The organism is Pseudomonas sp. BF-RE-21, assembly GCF_019947305.1.
In the GTDB taxonomy this organism is placed as follows: domain Bacteria; phylum Pseudomonadota; class Gammaproteobacteria; order Pseudomonadales; family Pseudomonadaceae; genus Aquipseudomonas; species Aquipseudomonas migulae.
Genome location: NZ_JAGYGF010000050.1, coordinates 1 through 16,157, shown reverse-complemented (window position 1 = coordinate 16,157; position 16,157 = coordinate 1). Strand labels below are relative to the sequence as shown.

General features: G+C 59.0%; 17 protein-coding genes. 7 read left to right on the top strand and 10 right to left on the bottom strand.

Annotation, left to right across the window (positions count from 1 at the left end; genetic code table 11):
- Window positions 1-569: 569 nt before the first annotated feature.
- Complete coding sequence (locus KGB25_RS24235; protein WP_223437033.1) at window positions 570-920, bottom strand: hypothetical protein; 351 nt, start codon at window positions 918-920, stop codon at window positions 570-572.
- 180 nt (window positions 921-1,100) lie between these two features.
- Window positions 1,101-1,988 (bottom strand): helix-turn-helix transcriptional regulator, encoded by an 888-nt coding sequence (locus tag KGB25_RS24230; protein WP_223437031.1) that lies wholly within the window; start codon window positions 1,986-1,988, stop codon window positions 1,101-1,103.
- Between the two features lie 152 nt (window positions 1,989-2,140).
- Here KGB25_RS24230 and KGB25_RS24225 point away from each other — a divergent pair, with 152 nt between their 5' ends.
- Together KGB25_RS24225 and KGB25_RS30680 are read left to right on the top strand one after the other, a co-directional pair.
- On the top strand, window positions 2,141-2,860 hold the full coding sequence (locus KGB25_RS24225; RefSeq protein WP_223437029.1) for a cysteine hydrolase: 720 nt from the start codon (window positions 2,141-2,143) through the stop codon (window positions 2,858-2,860).
- A 57-nt stretch (window positions 2,861-2,917) separates the two neighbouring features.
- Window positions 2,918-3,151: a DUF2798 domain-containing protein gene (locus KGB25_RS30680; RefSeq protein ID WP_223416169.1), complete on the top strand. Its 234-nt coding sequence runs from the start codon at window positions 2,918-2,920 to the stop codon at window positions 3,149-3,151.
- Between the two features lie 49 nt (window positions 3,152-3,200).
- On the opposite strand, the gene KGB25_RS24215 is transcribed toward KGB25_RS30680, so the two are convergent.
- Window positions 3,201-3,569 (bottom strand): VOC family protein, encoded by a 369-nt coding sequence (locus KGB25_RS24215; protein WP_008033652.1) that lies wholly within the window; start codon window positions 3,567-3,569, stop codon window positions 3,201-3,203.
- A 177-nt stretch (window positions 3,570-3,746) separates the two neighbouring features.
- Between KGB25_RS24215 and KGB25_RS24210 the strand changes: the two genes are divergently transcribed.
- Complete coding sequence (locus KGB25_RS24210) at window positions 3,747-4,295, top strand: DUF4174 domain-containing protein (protein ID WP_223437027.1); 549 nt, start codon at window positions 3,747-3,749, stop codon at window positions 4,293-4,295.
- 183 nt (window positions 4,296-4,478) lie between these two features.
- On the opposite strand, the gene ampC is transcribed toward KGB25_RS24210, so the two are convergent.
- The gene (ampC, locus tag KGB25_RS24205) at window positions 4,479-5,645 is read right to left on the bottom strand and encodes a class C beta-lactamase (RefSeq protein WP_223437025.1); all 1,167 of its coding nucleotides are present in this window, start codon (window positions 5,643-5,645) and stop codon (window positions 4,479-4,481) included.
- A 159-nt stretch (window positions 5,646-5,804) separates the two neighbouring features.
- Between ampC and KGB25_RS24200 the strand changes: the two genes are divergently transcribed.
- Window positions 5,805-6,677, top strand: a complete 873-nt coding sequence (locus KGB25_RS24200) for a LysR family transcriptional regulator (RefSeq protein ID WP_223437023.1) — start codon at window positions 5,805-5,807, stop codon at window positions 6,675-6,677.
- 126 nt (window positions 6,678-6,803) lie between these two features.
- On the opposite strand, the gene gudD is transcribed toward KGB25_RS24200, so the two are convergent.
- The gene (gudD, locus tag KGB25_RS24195) at window positions 6,804-8,147 is read right to left on the bottom strand and encodes a glucarate dehydratase (protein WP_008044644.1); all 1,344 of its coding nucleotides are present in this window, start codon (window positions 8,145-8,147) and stop codon (window positions 6,804-6,806) included.
- A gap of 24 nt (window positions 8,148-8,171) precedes the next feature.
- Entirely contained in the window at window positions 8,172-9,518 is a 1,347-nt protein-coding gene (locus KGB25_RS24190) for an MFS transporter (protein ID WP_223437021.1), read from the bottom strand.
- A 281-nt stretch (window positions 9,519-9,799) separates the two neighbouring features.
- Here KGB25_RS24190 and KGB25_RS24185 point away from each other — a divergent pair, with 281 nt between their 5' ends.
- Window positions 9,800-10,516 carry a FadR/GntR family transcriptional regulator gene (locus tag KGB25_RS24185; RefSeq protein ID WP_008033665.1) on the top strand — a complete coding sequence of 239 codons (717 nt, stop codon included), beginning with the start codon at window positions 9,800-9,802 and terminating at the stop codon, window positions 10,514-10,516.
- A gap of 100 nt (window positions 10,517-10,616) precedes the next feature.
- Here KGB25_RS24185 and KGB25_RS24180 read toward each other — a convergent pair whose 3' ends face one another.
- A complete protein-coding gene (locus KGB25_RS24180; protein WP_223437020.1) occupies window positions 10,617-11,525 on the bottom strand; it encodes a DMT family transporter in 909 nt (302 codons plus the stop codon).
- 96 nt (window positions 11,526-11,621) lie between these two features.
- On the opposite strand from KGB25_RS24180, the gene KGB25_RS24175 reads away from it, so the two are divergent.
- Window positions 11,622-12,485, top strand: a complete 864-nt coding sequence (locus KGB25_RS24175) for a LysR substrate-binding domain-containing protein (protein ID WP_008033671.1) — start codon at window positions 11,622-11,624, stop codon at window positions 12,483-12,485.
- Window positions 12,486-12,693: 208 nt separating this feature from the next.
- Here the strand turns inward: KGB25_RS24175 and yegQ are convergent, their stop codons facing one another.
- Complete coding sequence (gene yegQ, locus KGB25_RS24170) at window positions 12,694-14,019, bottom strand: tRNA 5-hydroxyuridine modification protein YegQ (RefSeq protein ID WP_223437017.1); 1,326 nt, start codon at window positions 14,017-14,019, stop codon at window positions 12,694-12,696.
- A 174-nt stretch (window positions 14,020-14,193) separates the two neighbouring features.
- Here yegQ and KGB25_RS24165 point away from each other — a divergent pair, with 174 nt between their 5' ends.
- A complete protein-coding gene (locus KGB25_RS24165; RefSeq protein WP_192229169.1) occupies window positions 14,194-15,255 on the top strand; it encodes an AI-2E family transporter in 1,062 nt (353 codons plus the stop codon).
- Here KGB25_RS24165 and KGB25_RS24160 read toward each other — a convergent pair.
- Both KGB25_RS24160 and KGB25_RS24155 read right to left on the bottom strand, forming a co-directional pair.
- A complete protein-coding gene (locus KGB25_RS24160) occupies window positions 15,252-15,434 on the bottom strand; it encodes a hypothetical protein (protein ID WP_008033676.1) in 183 nt (60 codons plus the stop codon). The two genes, KGB25_RS24165 and KGB25_RS24160, sit on opposite strands and share 4 nt — an antisense overlap.
- A 112-nt stretch (window positions 15,435-15,546) precedes the next feature.
- Window positions 15,547-15,741, bottom strand: coding sequence for a hypothetical protein (locus KGB25_RS24155; RefSeq protein WP_008033677.1), 195 nt, complete (start codon window positions 15,739-15,741; stop codon window positions 15,547-15,549).
- Window positions 15,742-16,157: the final 416 nt, after the last annotated feature.

Below are 16,157 nucleotides of genomic sequence, written 5' to 3'. Positions count from 1 at the left end.
GAAAGTGCCTGGCTGGCAGTTCATGATTGTACGAAAGGAATTCAGTGTTCGGAGCTGTACCGGATGATGTCAGGAAAAGTCGCAACAAGGTGTCGCCGGGCTTTTCTTTTCAAGGGAGAGAGAGCCGCTTTTCCGAGGTTGCTGGCCAGGGGCCATTAAGGCGGGGAATTTTATAAGAAAGTAGTGTCGAATTGAAATGCTTAAAACGTGACGACGAAGATAATTTTTGCTGTCTTTGTTGGCCGAACGGTCAGGAAAGTAAATAAAAATGCTTGTGTGTTAGCTGCTTATCCATATTTGTCTGGCAACCGGCTATGAAGTTGCTGTTTTTTTGCATTGCCTTAGATGAAGCGACTTTCGCGGCTGATACCTATTGTTAGATCGATGAATATTCATTGCGATGATTATCATCAAGAGGGTGTTTACGCTGTCCCACAGGCCTTAAAGATAAAGCGCGGTGTAAGAAAAAAGGGCAGACGAGATGCGGCTCGTCCACCCTCGAAAACGAGAAAAAAAGAGGAACCGACCCATGGCCGGATCCCAAGAAGAAGTTCGTGGTGATGGCTGGATCAACTGTCCTGACGCACCAGGCGCGGGCCTTTGCGCGTCACTTGTTGACCTGGTTCGAAGCGGGCATTGGGCGAGCGAACAGTGCTGATTTCGCCCTGGGCGTCCTTCACTTCATAAGCGGTTTCCGTGAGACCGGCCGCTTCCTGAACCGCGCTGCCGGCAAAGAATCCGACACCGGCACCGATCAGCGCTCCAATCGGGCCACCCACAGCGCCGACCATCAATCCGGTCACGGCACCGGCGCCCTTGCCAGCGGTGGTATCAGGCACCTCACGGACGACCTGATCGGCCATGCATACGGGTGAGAGCAACAGGCAAAGCGTAAAGCTGAGGGGCATGGATCGAGACATGATGATTTCCTGCTTTGGAGGCATTTCCAAAACCAGTTCATGAATCGTGCCATTTTATTTGTTGTTATATATCAACAAAATATGATTGCGTGTTGTCATATATACAACGGCCGGAAAGAGTCAATATGACACGTCGAGTAGTCATAAAGACTTCACTTGGGTTCGGCGATCCTTGCTCTGTTACGCCTGTGAAGCCAGAAAATCTTGTGCGGGCTGCACGTGTGCGGTCACCAAGGGTGCTTCTGCACTGGCATCGCGTTTCAGCCACTCGGCTGGAGGACAACCAATGACGTTCAGAAAGCTTTTCGAAAAAGATGCCTGCGAGCTGTAACCGACCGACTCGGCGATCACCTTGATCTGAACACCATCACGAAGCATGTCCTGAGCCACCTTCATCCTCCATGCGGTGACGTACCCCATAGGCGACTGCCCCATTATCTGAGTGAAGCAGGCAGAAAATTTCGACCTGGACATGTTCGCCAGGCTCGCCAGTTTCTCGACGGTCCAAAGCTCATCCGGCACTGAATGGATGCTGTTGAATACCGCGCCGAGGCGCCCATCCTGCAGGGCATAGAGCAATCCACTGGATATCAGTCCGTCTGCAACGGCGCGTCGCACGATCAGGACAAATATGTATTCCAACAGCAGATTCAGCGCTTTGGTCCTTCCAGCCTCCTGATCCCGAAACTCGGCGAGTAACGCGCCAATAACCGGGTCGAGATTCTCCAGCTCTCTGAATGGGAAGATCAGGGTTTCTTTGAGCCCGAGAGGGAAGGGGTGTTGTGTGTTTCGCCCAAATTGAAATGAGGCGCAAATCAGTTCTGCCCCCTCGATCGTATTGGAGCGCAGTTGATACCGGCAACTGCTCGGACAGAACAGCACGCTGGGCTCGGCAATGGAGATCTTTGGTAACCCAGGCTGAACCATGTCGATACCGCCCTGGCTGATGACATGGATGAACGCCATGCCTGGCGGCTTATCGAGGACAAGAGTGCCATCGACCCGGCCAGAGAAGAAAAGCCTGCCCTGAAGGTTCGTGCGTTCGAAGAATTCGGACAGGATATCCATGATAGCGACGACCAGATAAAGACTCTGTACGTGCTGACAAAGTCGGATCAGAAGGTGGGGATAGCATGAAGTTCTCGCCGATGGTAAGCAACGGCCCGCAGGGGCGCCATGGCATAGAGCAACTTTGTTACCCACGATCGGAGTCTATTGGCATGAGCAACGACACAACACGCCTCGCACATTACGCAGATCCAGCCAGCCCTGCGCTGCCAGATCCAGGGATGAAAATTGACCTTTCCCGCGCTGCGCTGGTCGTCATCGACCCCCAAATCGATTTCCTCAGCCCTGAGGGTGTGAGTTGGGATGTGTTTGGCAAGAGTATCGTCGAACACGATGTGGTCAATCACCTCGGTCAGTTGTTCGCAGCCGCCAAAGGTGCGGGCATCACGGTCGCTGTCTCTCCGCACTACTACTATCCGTGCGACCACGAGTGGAAATTCGGCGGGCCGCTGGAAAAGGTCATGCACTCCATCTGCATGTTCGATCGCAAGGGCCCGCTGACCCTCGACGGTTTCGAGAACTCCGGTGCGGACTTCATGCCCGAGTTCAAGCCGTACATTCTCGACGGCAAAACCATCATCGCTTCGCCACACAAGGTCTACGGCCCGGAAACCAATGACTTGGCGCTGCAACTGCGCAAGCACGGTGTATCGCAAATTATTCTGGCGGGTATGGCGGCCAACCTTTGCGTCGAGTCGCACCTGCGTGAATTGCTGGAGCAAGGTTTCGAGGTGGCCGTGGTGCGTGACGCTACCGCCGGCCCGACCACCCCGGAAGGGGACGGTTACCTGGCCGCGCTGATCAACTTCCGTTACATCGCCAACGCTCTGTTGACGACTGCGCAGACTGTTGAGTTGCTCCAAGCCAAGTAAGGTCCATGCAAGCCGGCTGCTCGCCACTTGCGACGCAGCCGTCTGGGAGTACCGGAAATGCCCAAGCTCCATCGGCGATTTCGCCAGCGAACTTCTGCGGTGATCCAGTCCGCAATCACCTGCGCTATTGCTACGGCCATAGCCAGTCCTTCAAGCCTTCCGGCTAGCCAGTTGCTGTCGTATGGATTAAAAGCCTGGCTGGTTGCCTGGATGACCATTGTGCCATTCGTGTTACTTGCGACACCGCTGATAAGGCGGCTAACGTCCTTTGTGGTGCAAGAAGATCCTTAAGATGCCCGGCAGCATTGTTTGTGTTGCTGATTTCTGCCGCTGGCCGCATTCATTCCCGGGTGAAAATCTCCAGCAGATGCCCGTCCGGGTCATCGAAATACACGCGCCTGCCACCCCCATAATCGTTGATCTGTTGCGGCTGCTGTTTGCAGGGATCAGCCCACCACGCTTGCTGCCTGGCTTGCAGGCGAGCGAACGCCGCATCGAAATCGTCGTCGCTGACCAGAAACGCATAATGCTGAGAGGCAATCGGCGGGTCATTGTCGTAGTAGTCCAGCGACACGCCGTTTTCGAGTTTCACGATCAACATCGGCCCGAAGGGTTCGGGGGCGGGCAAGCCGAGAATCTCGACCAGAAACGACGCGGATATCTGTTTGTTTCGGCACCAGACGATGGTGTGATTCAGCTGAGCGCTCATGGCAGGATCCTCACGGCGGTTCAGGTGTATATCGAGTCTTGAGATTAGCTCAGCCTGTTGCGCAATGACCGCCCTGACCTAAGCTTGGGTCAAGGCGAAACACAATTGCGGTGCGACCCCCGGAACGAACGCCGCGATGCGCAATCATTAGAGCGTGGATATCAAAAGGAGATGCGCATGCTCATCAGGTCATTGACCCTGACAACCCTGCTGGCTTTCGCCGGCCCCTTGCTCGCCGCCGATGGCGACTCACCGCTGGACATGGACAAGGGCAGGTCCCGGCCGCTGATTGTCATTGCGCCGAGCACGGTCGACCCGGCGTGGGTCAGCCTGAAAAAGTCGCTGGATGAGCCGGCCAATCGCAAGGAATTCACCGACCGGAACATGGTCCTGTACACCGTACTCAACCTGATGGGCCAGCGCGAAGGCAAAGACCTCGGGCCACAAGACACGGCAGCCTTGATCCGTTCGCTCAAGTTGGGAGCAGGGGCCAAGACCAAGGTGATTCTGGTCGGCAAGGACGGCGAAAAGAAACTCGAGCAATCGGACGCGGTTGATCTGAAGGCGATTTTCAGTACGGTCGACCAGTTGCCGTCCACCGAGAAAGAAGCCACGGTGCCCACCCCGCCGCCCGTCACTGAAGCCGCACCGCCTAATGGCACCAAGGGGGCGAAACCGGGCAAGCCGGCGAGGCCTGCCAAGCCACCGGAAATGCCTGACGATTGAATGCGTAGATGGCCATGCGCTAACAAAAATGGGCGACCTCAACAGGTCGCCCATTTTTTTTGCCTGCGCCAATCCTTGTAGGAGCAAGCTTGCTCGCGATGAGGGCGTAACATTCGAAATCTCTTTCGCCTGTCACACCGCAATCGCGAGCAGGCTCGCTCCTACAGGAGGTTGGTTCGTAGGTTATTGAGTCAATGTGCTCAACACTGCATGGGCGATTTTGACTCGCTCCGGGTTCGGGTAGTTTTTGTTGGCGAGGATCACGATGCCGATGTCTTTCGAGGGCACGTACGCCACATACGCACCGAAGCCACCGGTGGAGCCGGTCTTGTTGATCAGCACGTTGTCCGGTTGAGCTTGTGGCGGGTTCAGCCACTGGACTTTGTGCGCCTCCATCGCCATCGGCGACGAGTTGCCGGCGAGCAATTTATCGAGGGTGATCGGGTAGTGGTAAAACTCCCAGCCCAGCCCCTGGGTCATGTCGCCGACCGTGTAGTAACCGGCATGCGTCGTGGCGATGGCTTGCTGCATCGGCGCTTCAAGGCTGGAGGGTTTGATGTTTGCCTCGACGTAGCGAAGCAGGTCCGAGGCGCTGGTTTTTACGCCATAGGCTTCTGAGTCCAGCGCGCCCGGCTCGACCCTCACCGGTTTGTCTTCCTTGGTGTAACCCTGGGCGTAAAGCGCCATCTGATTCTGCGGCACCTTGAGATAGGTGTGCTGCAACCCGAGCTTGGGCAGCACGGTCTTTTCCATCAACTCATCAAACGGCTGGCCCATGCTGTTGGCCGCCAGATATCCAAACAACCCCAGGCTCGGGTTCGAATACAGCCGATGGCTGCCGGCGGTGTAGGCCGGTTTCCACTGTTTGAAATAGCCGAGCATCTTGTCGGCTGCATCGGCATTGTCGGGGAACTGCAGTGGCAGGCCACCGGCGGTGTAGGTGCCCAGTTGCAGCACGCTGACGTGATCGAACGCGCTGTCGCGCAATGCCGGCAGGACATGGCTGGCCTTGTCCGACAGGGACAGTTTGCCGCTGGCCTGGGCGTAGGCGGCGAGGGTAGCGGTGAAGGTTTTGCTCACCGAACCGATCTCGAACAGGGTGCTTTCGGTGACAGCCGTGCCGGTTTCCTTCGAGGCCACGCCGTAGTTAAAGTAATGCTGCTTGCCATTCACGGTGATCGCGACGGCCATGCCGGGAATGTTCTGTTGCTGCATGACCGGGGCAACCGCGGCATTCACCGCGGCTTCGATCTGCGCGTCAGTCTGATTTCCGGCAACGCAGTAACCTGCACTGAGGAGCAGTCCGAAAGCGCTGCAGGATAAGACCTTGCCGAATGTTGAGTTGTGCATGATTGAGCTGCTGTCCATGAGATTTGATGATTAAACCCGCTACACTCCGAGCGGTTTATGAATCGGGCCGTCGCTGGGCATGCCAAATCTATTCAGTTCGCCGTGCTTCGACAAACGACAATATCTCGGCTTAGCCATTAGAAAAATTTGGGAGTTGGCATGATCCGCCCGCAATTACCGCTCAACGCACTGCGCGCCTTCGAGGCCTCTGCGCGTCATCTGAGTTTTACACGGGCGGCGGTGGAGTTGTGCGTCACGCAAGCCGCGGTGAGTCATCAGGTCAAAAGCCTGGAAGCCCAACTCAACGTCACCCTGTTCAAACGCCTGCCTCGCGGGCTGATGCTGACCAGTGAGGGGGAGACCTTGTTGCCGGTGCTGCGCGAGTCCTTCGATCGAATCGCCGAAACCCTGGAGCGTTTCGAAGGCGGGCATTTTCGTGAGGTGTTGACGGTGGGCGCAGTGGGGACGTTTGCGGTCGGCTGGCTATTGCCGCGACTGGCGGACTTTCAGGCGAAACATCCGTTCATAGATTTGCGCCTGTCGACCCACAACAATCGAGTGGACGTGGCGGCTGAAGGGCTGGATTACGCGATTCGCTTTGGCGCGGGAGCGTGGCACGGGATTGAAGCGGTCAGGTTGATCGAGGCGCCGTTGTCGGTGTTGTGTGTGCCCGAGATTGCTCGGCAACTGCACACGCCGGACGATCTGTTGCAGCAAACGCTGTTGCGTTCCTATCGCACGGATGAGTGGCCCGAATGGTTTCAGGCTACCGGCCTGCCTGCCCATGTCGCGCCGCCTCGCAGCATCGTCTTTGATTCCTCGCTGGCGATGATGGAGGCGGCGTTGCAAGGTGCGGGTGTGGCCTTGGCGCCGCCGTTGATGTTCGCCCGGCAACTGGCGGCGGGAGTCATCGAGCAACCGTTCGCCATCGGCATCACCACCGGCAGCTACTGGCTGACCCGCTTGCAGTCACGGCCCGAGACGTCGGCGATGGCGGCGTTCAAAGGGTGGCTTTTGCATGCCGCGCAATGAATGAACACCGCACATCCCTGTAGGAGCCGGCTTGCCGGCGATGGCGTCCGTTCGGGCGATAAATGTGTCGATTGACCCACCGCAATCGCCGGCAAGCCGGCTCCTACAGGATCTTGGCGTGCCGTGTTAGCGCACCAGGCTCGGCCGCTTGTTATCGAATTTCCACCCCGGAATCAGAAACTGCATTGCCACGCTGTCATCCCGCGCACCCAGCCCCATGCCTTTGTACAGCTCATGGGCCTTGGCCAGTTGATCCATGTCCAGTTCAACCCCGAGCCCCGGTTTCTTCGGCACTTGCACGCAACCGTCGACGATTTGCAGCGGCGCTTTGGTCAGGCGCTGGCCGTCCTGCCAGATCCAGTGGGTGTCGATGGCGGTGATTTCGCCCGGTGCGGCAGCTGCGACGTGGGTGAACATCGCCAGGGAAATATCGAAGTGGTTGTTGGAGTGCGAGCCCCAGGTCAGGCCCCATTCGTGGCACATCTGCGCCACGCGAACCGAACCCTGCATCGTCCAGAAATGCGGGTCGGCCAGCGGGATGTCCACCGATTGCAACTGGATCGCGTGGCCCATTTCCCGCCAGTCGGTGGCGATCATGTTGGTCGCGGTTTTCAGGCCCGTGGCACGGCGGAATTCGGCCATGACTTCCCGGCCTGAATAGCCGTTCTCAGCGCCGCACGGGTCTTCGGCGTAAGCGAGGACGTGATGCTGGTCGCGGCACAAACGGATCGCTTCTTTCAGCGACCAGGCGCCATTCGGATCAAGGGTGATGCGTGCGTCGGGAAAGCGTTCGGCCAGCGCGGTGACCGCTTCGATTTCTTCGTCGCCACTGAGCACGCCGCCCTTGAGCTTGAAGTCCTTGAACCCGTAACGGGCGTGGGCGGCTTCTGCCAGGCGCACTACGGCATCGGCGGTCATGGCTTTCTCGTGGCGTACGCGGAACCAGTCGTTGTCGGCGTCCGGTTCGCTGCGGTAAGCCAGATCGGTGGCGTTGCGATCACCGACATAAAACAGATAACCGAGCATCTTCACTTCGTCGCGTTGCTGGCCTTCGCCGAGCAGCGCCGCGACGGGCACGTCCAGGTGCTGGCCGAGCAAATCGAGCAGCGCCGCTTCCAGGCCAGTCACCGCGTGAATGGTGATGCGCAGGTCGAACGTCTGCAAGCCGCGACCACCGGCATCGCGGTCGGCGAAGGTCTGGCGCACCTGGTTGAGAATCCTCTGATAGGTGCCGATCGGGCTGCCGACCACCAGGCTGCGCGCATCTTCCAGAGTCTGGCGAATGCGCTCGCCGCCCGGCACTTCACCGACGCCGGTGTGCCCGGCGTTGTCCTTGAGGATCACGATGTTGCGGGTGAAAAACGGGCCATGGGCGCCGCTCAGGTTGAGCAGCATGCCATCGTGACCGGCCACCGGAACCACTTGCATGCTGGTGATGATCGGGGCTTTTGCGGTGTCTTGTTGGTTCATGTTCTTGTCCTTAAATAGCAGCGATCAGACGTGGTTGGGCGTTGGTTTGCCCAGCGCAACGGCCGGTGCGGTTTTCGGTGTGTTGCGTGCAGCGAAGACGATGATCGCGGCGATGATCGAGGTCGCGGCGAGGCCGTACAGCCCGCCCTGAATCGAGCCGGTGTGTTGTTCCAGCAGGCCGAAGGTGGTCGGCGCGACGAAGCCGCCGAGGTTGCCCACCGAGTTGATCAGCGCGATCACGCCGGCGGCGATCCGTGCATCCAGGTACGCCTGAGGGATTGGCCAGAACAGCGAAGAGGCCGATTTGAAACCCAGCGCCGCGAAGCAGATCGCCACGAAAGCGAAGACCGGCCCGCCGGTGGTGGACATGAACATCCCCGCCGCAGCGATCAGCAGGGCAGCGGCGACCCAGGCTTGCTGGTGTTTCCATTTTGTCGAGAGCGACGCGAAGGCGTACATGCCGACAATCGACAGCAACCACGGGATCGAGTTGAACAGCCCGACCTGAACGTCGCTGAGGTCGCCCATCTTCTTGATGATGCTCGGCAGCCAGAAGGTCGCGGCGTAAATGGTCAGCTGGATGAAGAAGTAGATCAGGCAGAACAGGATGATCTGGCGATCCTTGAGCAGCGTGCCCAGCGACGGTTTGATCGGCGTCGCGGCTTCGCGGGCCAGTTGTTCGTCATCGATGGCTTTGACCAGCGCGTCTTGCTCATCGCGGCTCAGCCATTTGGCGTCGTGGGGTTTGGAGTCGAGCCAGAACCAGACGAATACGCACAGCCCGACGGAGAACATGCCTTCAATGAAATACATCCATTGCCAGCCGTGCATGCCGAACCCGCTGATTTGCAGGAGCAGGCCGGACAACGGGCCGGAGATCAACGAGGCAATGGCCGAGCCGCTGAGGAAGATCGCGATGGCCTTGCCGCGTTCGACCCCGGGCAACCAGCGCGTGAAGTAATAAATCACCCCGGGGAAGAACCCGGCTTCAGCCACGCCTAGCAGGAATCGCAGGATGTAGAAGTGGGTTTCGTTCTGGATGAACGCCATGCAGGCGGCCACCAGGCCCCAGGTCAGCATGATGCGGGTCAGCCAGATTCGTGCGCCGACTTTTTGCAGGAGGATGTTGGAGGGGACTTCGAACAGCGCGTAGCCGATGAAGAACAGGCCGGCACCGAGGCCGTAGGCGGCAGCACCAATGCCCAGGTCATGTTCCATGTGGGCGCGGACGAAGCCGATGTTCACGCGGTCGATGTAGTTGACGATGAACATGATGACGAACAGCGGCAGAACGTGGCGTTTCACTTTCGAGATGGCGGACTTCAGGACCGAATCGGCACCGTCGTGCATCCCGGATACGGATGTATTCACTTGGTTTTCTCCCACTGATTATTTTTATGCGGGGTGTTGCAGGTGTGGCGTTGTTGCTAGACATCATACAACTACATTTTTTTATCCTGCAAGAGGTAATGCTCAACAAAATAGTATGGTTAAGGTCATTTATTATTCAGTTTAGGGGTGTTTGTATGCTTTGTTTTTGTCTTGGATGTCTGTTTTGTTGAGTGTTGTCATACAAGTTGAGGGCGGTTTTCTTGAGAAACCGTTCGACCGCAGTGCTACGATCCGCTTAGCCCTGCTTTCGGATGATTGCCATGCAAGATGACCTCGACGCGCCTGCCCGCAAGCGCACCCACAACCTGGCCCATGACCTGGTCGCGAAACTGACCCAGAGCATCCTGCTCGGCCAGATGCTGCCGGGGGACAAGCTACCGTCGGAGAACAGCATCGTTCAGGAGCACGGGGTCAGTCGCACCGTGGTGCGCGAGGCAATCTCGAAGTTGCAGGCGTCGGGGCTGGTGGAAACCCGGCACGGCATCGGCACGTTTGTCATCGAGCGCGCACCGGAGCAGGGGCTACGACTGAATGTCGATACCGCGCTGGGCGTGCGCAGCATTCTGGAGTTGCGCCTGGGCCTCGAAACCCAGGCCGCTGCGTTGGCGGCGATTCGGCGCACGGACCCGCAATTGGCACAGATGCGCGAAGCGCTGGACGATTACCAAAGCCTGCTCGCCAACAACGACAGCTGCGTCGAAGCCGACAGGCGTTTCCATCTGCTGATCGCCGAGGCCACCGGCAATGTCTGCTTCACGGAAATCATGCAGCACCTGGGCAGCGCGATGATCCCCCGCACCCGCGTCAATGCGGCTGAACGTGGCGCGGCGGATTTGAGCAAGCTGGGGCAGTTGGCCAATCTGGAACACGAGGCGATTCTCAACGCGATCAAGCGTCAGGATGCGGACGCGGCGCGGGCGGCAATGTGGCTGCACCTGACCAACAGCCGGGACCGGTTTCTGGCGGATCGCGATTAACCGCCTTCGCGGGATCCGGCTGGCGCAGCGCCGAGCCGCGATCCCCTGTAGGAGCCGGCTTGCCGGCGAAGGCGCCAGCCCCATCACCACAAAACACCCATCAAACACCCGCCACCCGAATCGCCACAAACCGCCGCTCCAGATTCAACGCCAACACACTGACCAACACCACCGTCCCCCCGACAACGATCATCACCGTCGGCCGTTCCCCCAAGCCAAACGAGGCAATCGCCATGGCCGTCGGCGGCACCAGATACAGCGTCATCGTCGCCCGGCTCAAATCAACGTGAGTCAACACAAATGCCCAGGCCAGGTAGGCGAGCGCGCTCGGAAAAATGCCCAGCGCCAGCACTGCCAGTTGCACCTGCATCGGCGCGTTGACCGCTTGCGCCGCCAACCCCGGCAGATAAACCAGTAACAACGCGGTCCCCGACCACACCGTGTAGCAGACCAGTGTCAGCCCGTCGTAACGCCCGGAGTGATGTTTCTGCAACGCGAAGTAGAAACTCCAGGACACCGCCGCCAGCAGAATCAACAGGCCATGGGCGTCGATGCTGCCCAGTCCGCGATCGCCCGCCACCACAATCACCACGCCGATCAATCCCAGAAAAACACAGCCCCAACGCCACGCGCTCACCTGGTCTTTGAACACGAAGCGCGCCAGCAGCGTGCTGAACAAGGGCGTCGATTGCGCGAGCACGCTGGACGCACCGGCGCTGACCCCTTGCTGACCAAAATTGGTCGCCACGTGATGCAGGCTCACCGCAAAAAAGCCGAGGCCGAACAGCAGCGGCAGATCGCGAAGGGTCGGCAGGCTGATGCCTTTGAACACCGCGACCAGCGCCATGAACACCGACGCCAGCAGAAACCGCAGCAATGCCAGATGCCCGGGATCATAGGCTTGCAAGCCGATGTGAATACCGGTCGGGGAATAGCCCCAGCACGCGACGACGAAGGCCATGGCCAGGATGATTTTGAGGGGAGGGGTGGCGGTTGAGAGCGCTTTCATGGTCGGGCACCTGTGGGCAGATGCTTCGAGTATCAGAATGCGGACCGTTCGCCACAACTGACTTATACTGCGCGAACCGTTCACTTTGGGTGATGTATGGAGCTGGCACAGATTCGCATGTTCAAGACCGTGGCCGACGTCGGCAGCATCGCCCGGGCGGCCGAGCTGTTGCATTGCGTGCCGTCGAACATCACGGCACGGATCAAGTCGCTGGAAGCGGAGCTGGGCGTCGCGTTGTTTATCCGCGAAGGCAGAGGGTTGCGCATCAGTCCGTCGGGGCAGACTTTTCTGGCCTACGCCTCGAAGATTCTTGCCATGACGGCTGAGGCCAAGCGGGCGGTCGACCCCGCCGCCGAACCGTCCGGCCCGTTGCGCATCGGCGCCATCGAATCGTCGGCCACCGGTCGCTTGCCGCGTTTGCTCGCCAAGTTCCACAAGCGCTATCCGGCGGTCGCGCTGGAGCTGACCACCGGCACGTGGGGCCAATTGCTCGATGACACCGCCAACCACCGGCTCGACGGCGCAATCGTCGCGGTGGATGTCGAGCGCTCACAACTCAAGCGCACGCCGATGTACCGCGAGGAGCTGCTGCTGATTGCCTCGACGTCGCTGGGGCCGGTGCGCGAGATCGCCGATTTGCAGGACAAGACCGTGTTCATGTGGCCCCAGGGGTGTCCTTACCGTGCGGCGCTGGAACATTGGTTGTTGCGCCAGGGGCAGGCGCTGCCGATTGTCAGCCTGGCGAGTTACGGCGCGATTGTCGGGTGCGTCAGCGCGGGGGCGGGGGTCGCGCTGGTGCCCAAAGGGGTGTTCGATCAGTACGCCAAAGGCGCGGGGTGCGCGGGGTATGAGTTCCCTGAACTGACCGCCATCGACAACCTGTTTTACTGGCATGAAAACGCCGGGGTTCACCCGGCGCGAGAAGCGTTTGTGGCGATGTTGCGCGAGGAGTTCACCTGAGACACCACCGCTATCCGAAACACCGCGTCCCCCTGTAGGAGCTGGCTTGCCAGCGATGGCGGCCTTAGCTGCGGTGAAAATTTGAAGGGCCTCATCGCTGGCAAGCCAGCTCCTACAGGGGGCGCGGTGTTCAAAAGAAAGCGGTGTATCAGCAATAGCGGTGTGACAGGGGATGCGGTGTTTTGGGGATCGCGGTGTTGATCGAAGATCACATCTCGCGCACATCCCGCATCAACAACCCGAAGCGCAAATCCACCGCATCCGGAATCGGCAGGTACACGGTGTGCCCATCCCCCGGCGCCACATCGATGGGTTGGCCGTTGACGTTCTGCAACTGATGCAAATCGAAGTGGAAGTTGCCCTTGGGCGTCATCAGTTCCATGTGATCGCCCAGGCCAAAACGGTTCTTCACTTTGACTTCCGCCAGCCGGTCACGCCGCTCGCCGGTCAATTCACCGACAAACTGCTGCCGCTCCGACACCGAGCTGCCGTTCTGATAATTCTGGTATTCGTCATGCACGTGACGACGCAGAAAACCTTCGGTGTAACCGCGCTGGGCGAGGGATTCCAGATCGGTCATCAGGCCCCGGTCGAAGTCGCGACCGGCCACCGCATCGTCGATCGCCCGACGGTAAACCTGAGTGGTGCGCGCGCAGTAAAAGTGAGATTTGGTCCGCCCTTCGATTTTCAGCGAATGCACCCCCATCTGCGTCAGGCGCTCGACGTGCTGCACGGCGCGCAGGTCCTTGGCGTTCATGATGTAGGTGCCGTGTTCGTCTTCGAAGGCCGGCATCAGTTCGTCGGGGCGGTTGGCTTCCTGCAACAGGAACACTTGATCGGTGGGCGCGCCAATTCCCAGCGTCGGTTCGGGCTGGAAGGTTTGCACGATGTCGCCGAGCAGATTTTCCGTGGCTTCTTGCGCCGAGTACTTCCAGCGACAGGCATTGGTGCAACTGCCCTGATTGGCATCGCGTTTGTTCATGTAGCCCGACAGCAGGCAGCGGCCGGAATAGGCCATGCACAACGCGCCGTGGACGAACACTTCCAGCTCCATGGCGGGCACTTGCTGGCGGATTTCGGCGATTTCTTCCAGGGACAGTTCCCGCGACAGGATGATCCGGCTCAAGCCTTGTTGTTGCCAGAACTCGACACTCGCCCAGTTGACCGTGTTGGCTTGCACCGACAGGTGGATCGGCATCTGCGGGAAGTGTCGACGCACCAGCATGATCAGGCCCGGATCGGACATGATCAGCGCGTCCGGCGCCATGGCAATCACCGGCTCCAGGTCCTTGAGGAAGGTTTTGAGTTTGGCGTTGTGCGGGGCGATGTTCACCACCACGTAAAAGCGCTTGCCCTGGGACTGGGCCTCGCGAATGCCGAGCGCGAGGTTGGCGTGATCGAACTCGTTGTTGCGCACCCGCAGGCTGTAGCGCGGCTGACCGGCGTACACCGCGTCGGCGCCATAGGCGAAGGCATAACGCATGTTTTTCAGGGTGCCGGCGGGGGCGAGCAGCTCAGGTGTGAAAAGGGTCATGGGCGGGTCGATCGCAAAAGCCGGCGAGGATAATCGGCATACCCGCGGCATTCATTGATCTGGATCTATGCTTGATGAACAAACGGATGGCACTCGCGCGAACCGTGGCGGACTAAGCATCAGGACGGCTCTTGCTACAAGGGCCTGTGCCCTGCGGACTGACATGGATCGGACATGAACGAAGAGAAGGTACAAGACAAATCACTGGTGATTTTGCTGGGGGTGGTGACCGCCGCGTTTATCTGGATTTTGCTGCCGTTCTACGGCGCGGTGTTCTGGGCGGTGATCCTCGGCATTCTCTTCGCACCGTTGCAGCGACGACTGCAACTGAAGTTCGGCTGGGAGCGCAACCTGACGTCAATGCTGACGTTGAGCATCTGCATGGTCATTGCGATCCTGCCGGTGATCATCCTCAGTATTCTGCTGGTCCAGGAAGGGGCGGCGCTTTACAAGAGCATCGAAAGCGGCGAGCTGGACATTGCGGGGTACATCACGCATTTCAAACACAGCCTGCCTCCGTACTTCCAGCACTTGCTCGATCGCGCCGGGATCGGTGAGCTGGAGGGGCTGCGGGAGAAAATCATCAAGAGTGCGGTGACGGGCAATGAGTTCATCGCCAACAAAGCCTTCAGTTTCGGTCAGGGTACGTTTGATTTCGTGGTGGGTTTTTTCATCATGCTGTACCTGTTGTTCTTCTTTTTGCGCGACGGAGCAGAACTGGCGCGCAAAGTGCGCGCCGCCGTGCCGCTGGAAGAACACCAGAAACGCCGTTTGCAGCTCAAGTTCAACCGCGTGGTGCGTGCCACGGTGAAGGGCAACCTTTTTGTGGCGATCACTCAAGGCGCATTGGGCGGTTTTATTTTCTGGTTTCTGGACATCCCGAGCTCGTTGCTCTGGGCGGTGTTGATGGCGTTTCTGTCGCTGTTGCCGGCGGTCGGTGCAGGGATTGTCTGGGCGCCGGTGGCGGCGTTTTTCCTGTTCAGCGGGGCGATCTGGCAGGGCGTGGTGCTGGGGCTGTTCGGGGTGTTCGTGATTGGCCTGGTGGACAACGTGCTGCGCCCGATCCTGGTGGGCAAGGACACGAAGATGCCGGACTATCTGATCCTCATCTCGACCCTCGGCGGCCTGGCGATTTTCGGGCTCAATGGCTTTGTCATCGGACCGTTGATCGCCGCGCTGTTTATGTCGAGCTGGGCGATTTTCATGGAAACCAAACCGCGGGTGCAGTTGCCTTAAGCGCTGAGTCGGCCGGCGTCGAAGCTCTGTGACAGTGCCTTGGCGGCGGTCAGCGATGGGAGCGGACCGCTGATTTGTTCACCGTCCTGGACCAGATACCAACAGGCGAGCAATCCTAGCTCTCTAAGCGAGGCGGGAACGGCGCTGCCAATAACGGACATGATTTGAACCTGGGACATAAGTACCTCCATCAATCTATGGAGCTACCTTACGGGTCCGCCGCGCGAACGAACAATCATCGCTTTCGATAGTCGACATTGACGGCAGCGGGTGCAAACGACCGTCTGTCGGTCAGTCGACCACCAGGTCCAGCATGTGGACCACTTCCTGTTCGTTGAGCAGGCCTTTTCGCACAAGGTTTTCGGCCAGCAGCGAAAGAAACTTGGCGCTGCGATGACCTTCCAGGTGCTTGAGTTCGGTCAGGGCGTTGTAGACCTTGCTGGAGGTGCACAAACCGAGGTTGCGGTGCGGGTTTTGTGTGGGCATGTGGTCGTCCTTGTTGTTATCAACCTGTTGTTGGCGGACAGGTCCGAGCTTGCGGACCTGACATGACATAAATATGACCGTGTTCCCCCAAGGCGGGGGTGAGGGTGGGTGAGTCAATCTTGCCAACTTAAACCGTCAGCACTGTCCCGATAGCGACCTTGATGCGATTTATCCAGACTTTTGCCGACGGGTGGGGCCTTAAAACTGCTGTTCGAGTGTGATGTTGAGGGGGTTTTTGGGGTTGGGATTGGTTGGGGGGCATATCCGTTTCTGCGGTATCGGCGGCTATTGGTTTCGCCCTTACGGCGAGTCACTTTGGAAAAGCCCCAAAGTAACCAAAGGGCTCTTGCCCCTTTCGTTCGGTGCCTCGCTGTGGCTCGGCATGCCCTCGCTCCCGTCCTGCTCCCTGGGCCCGC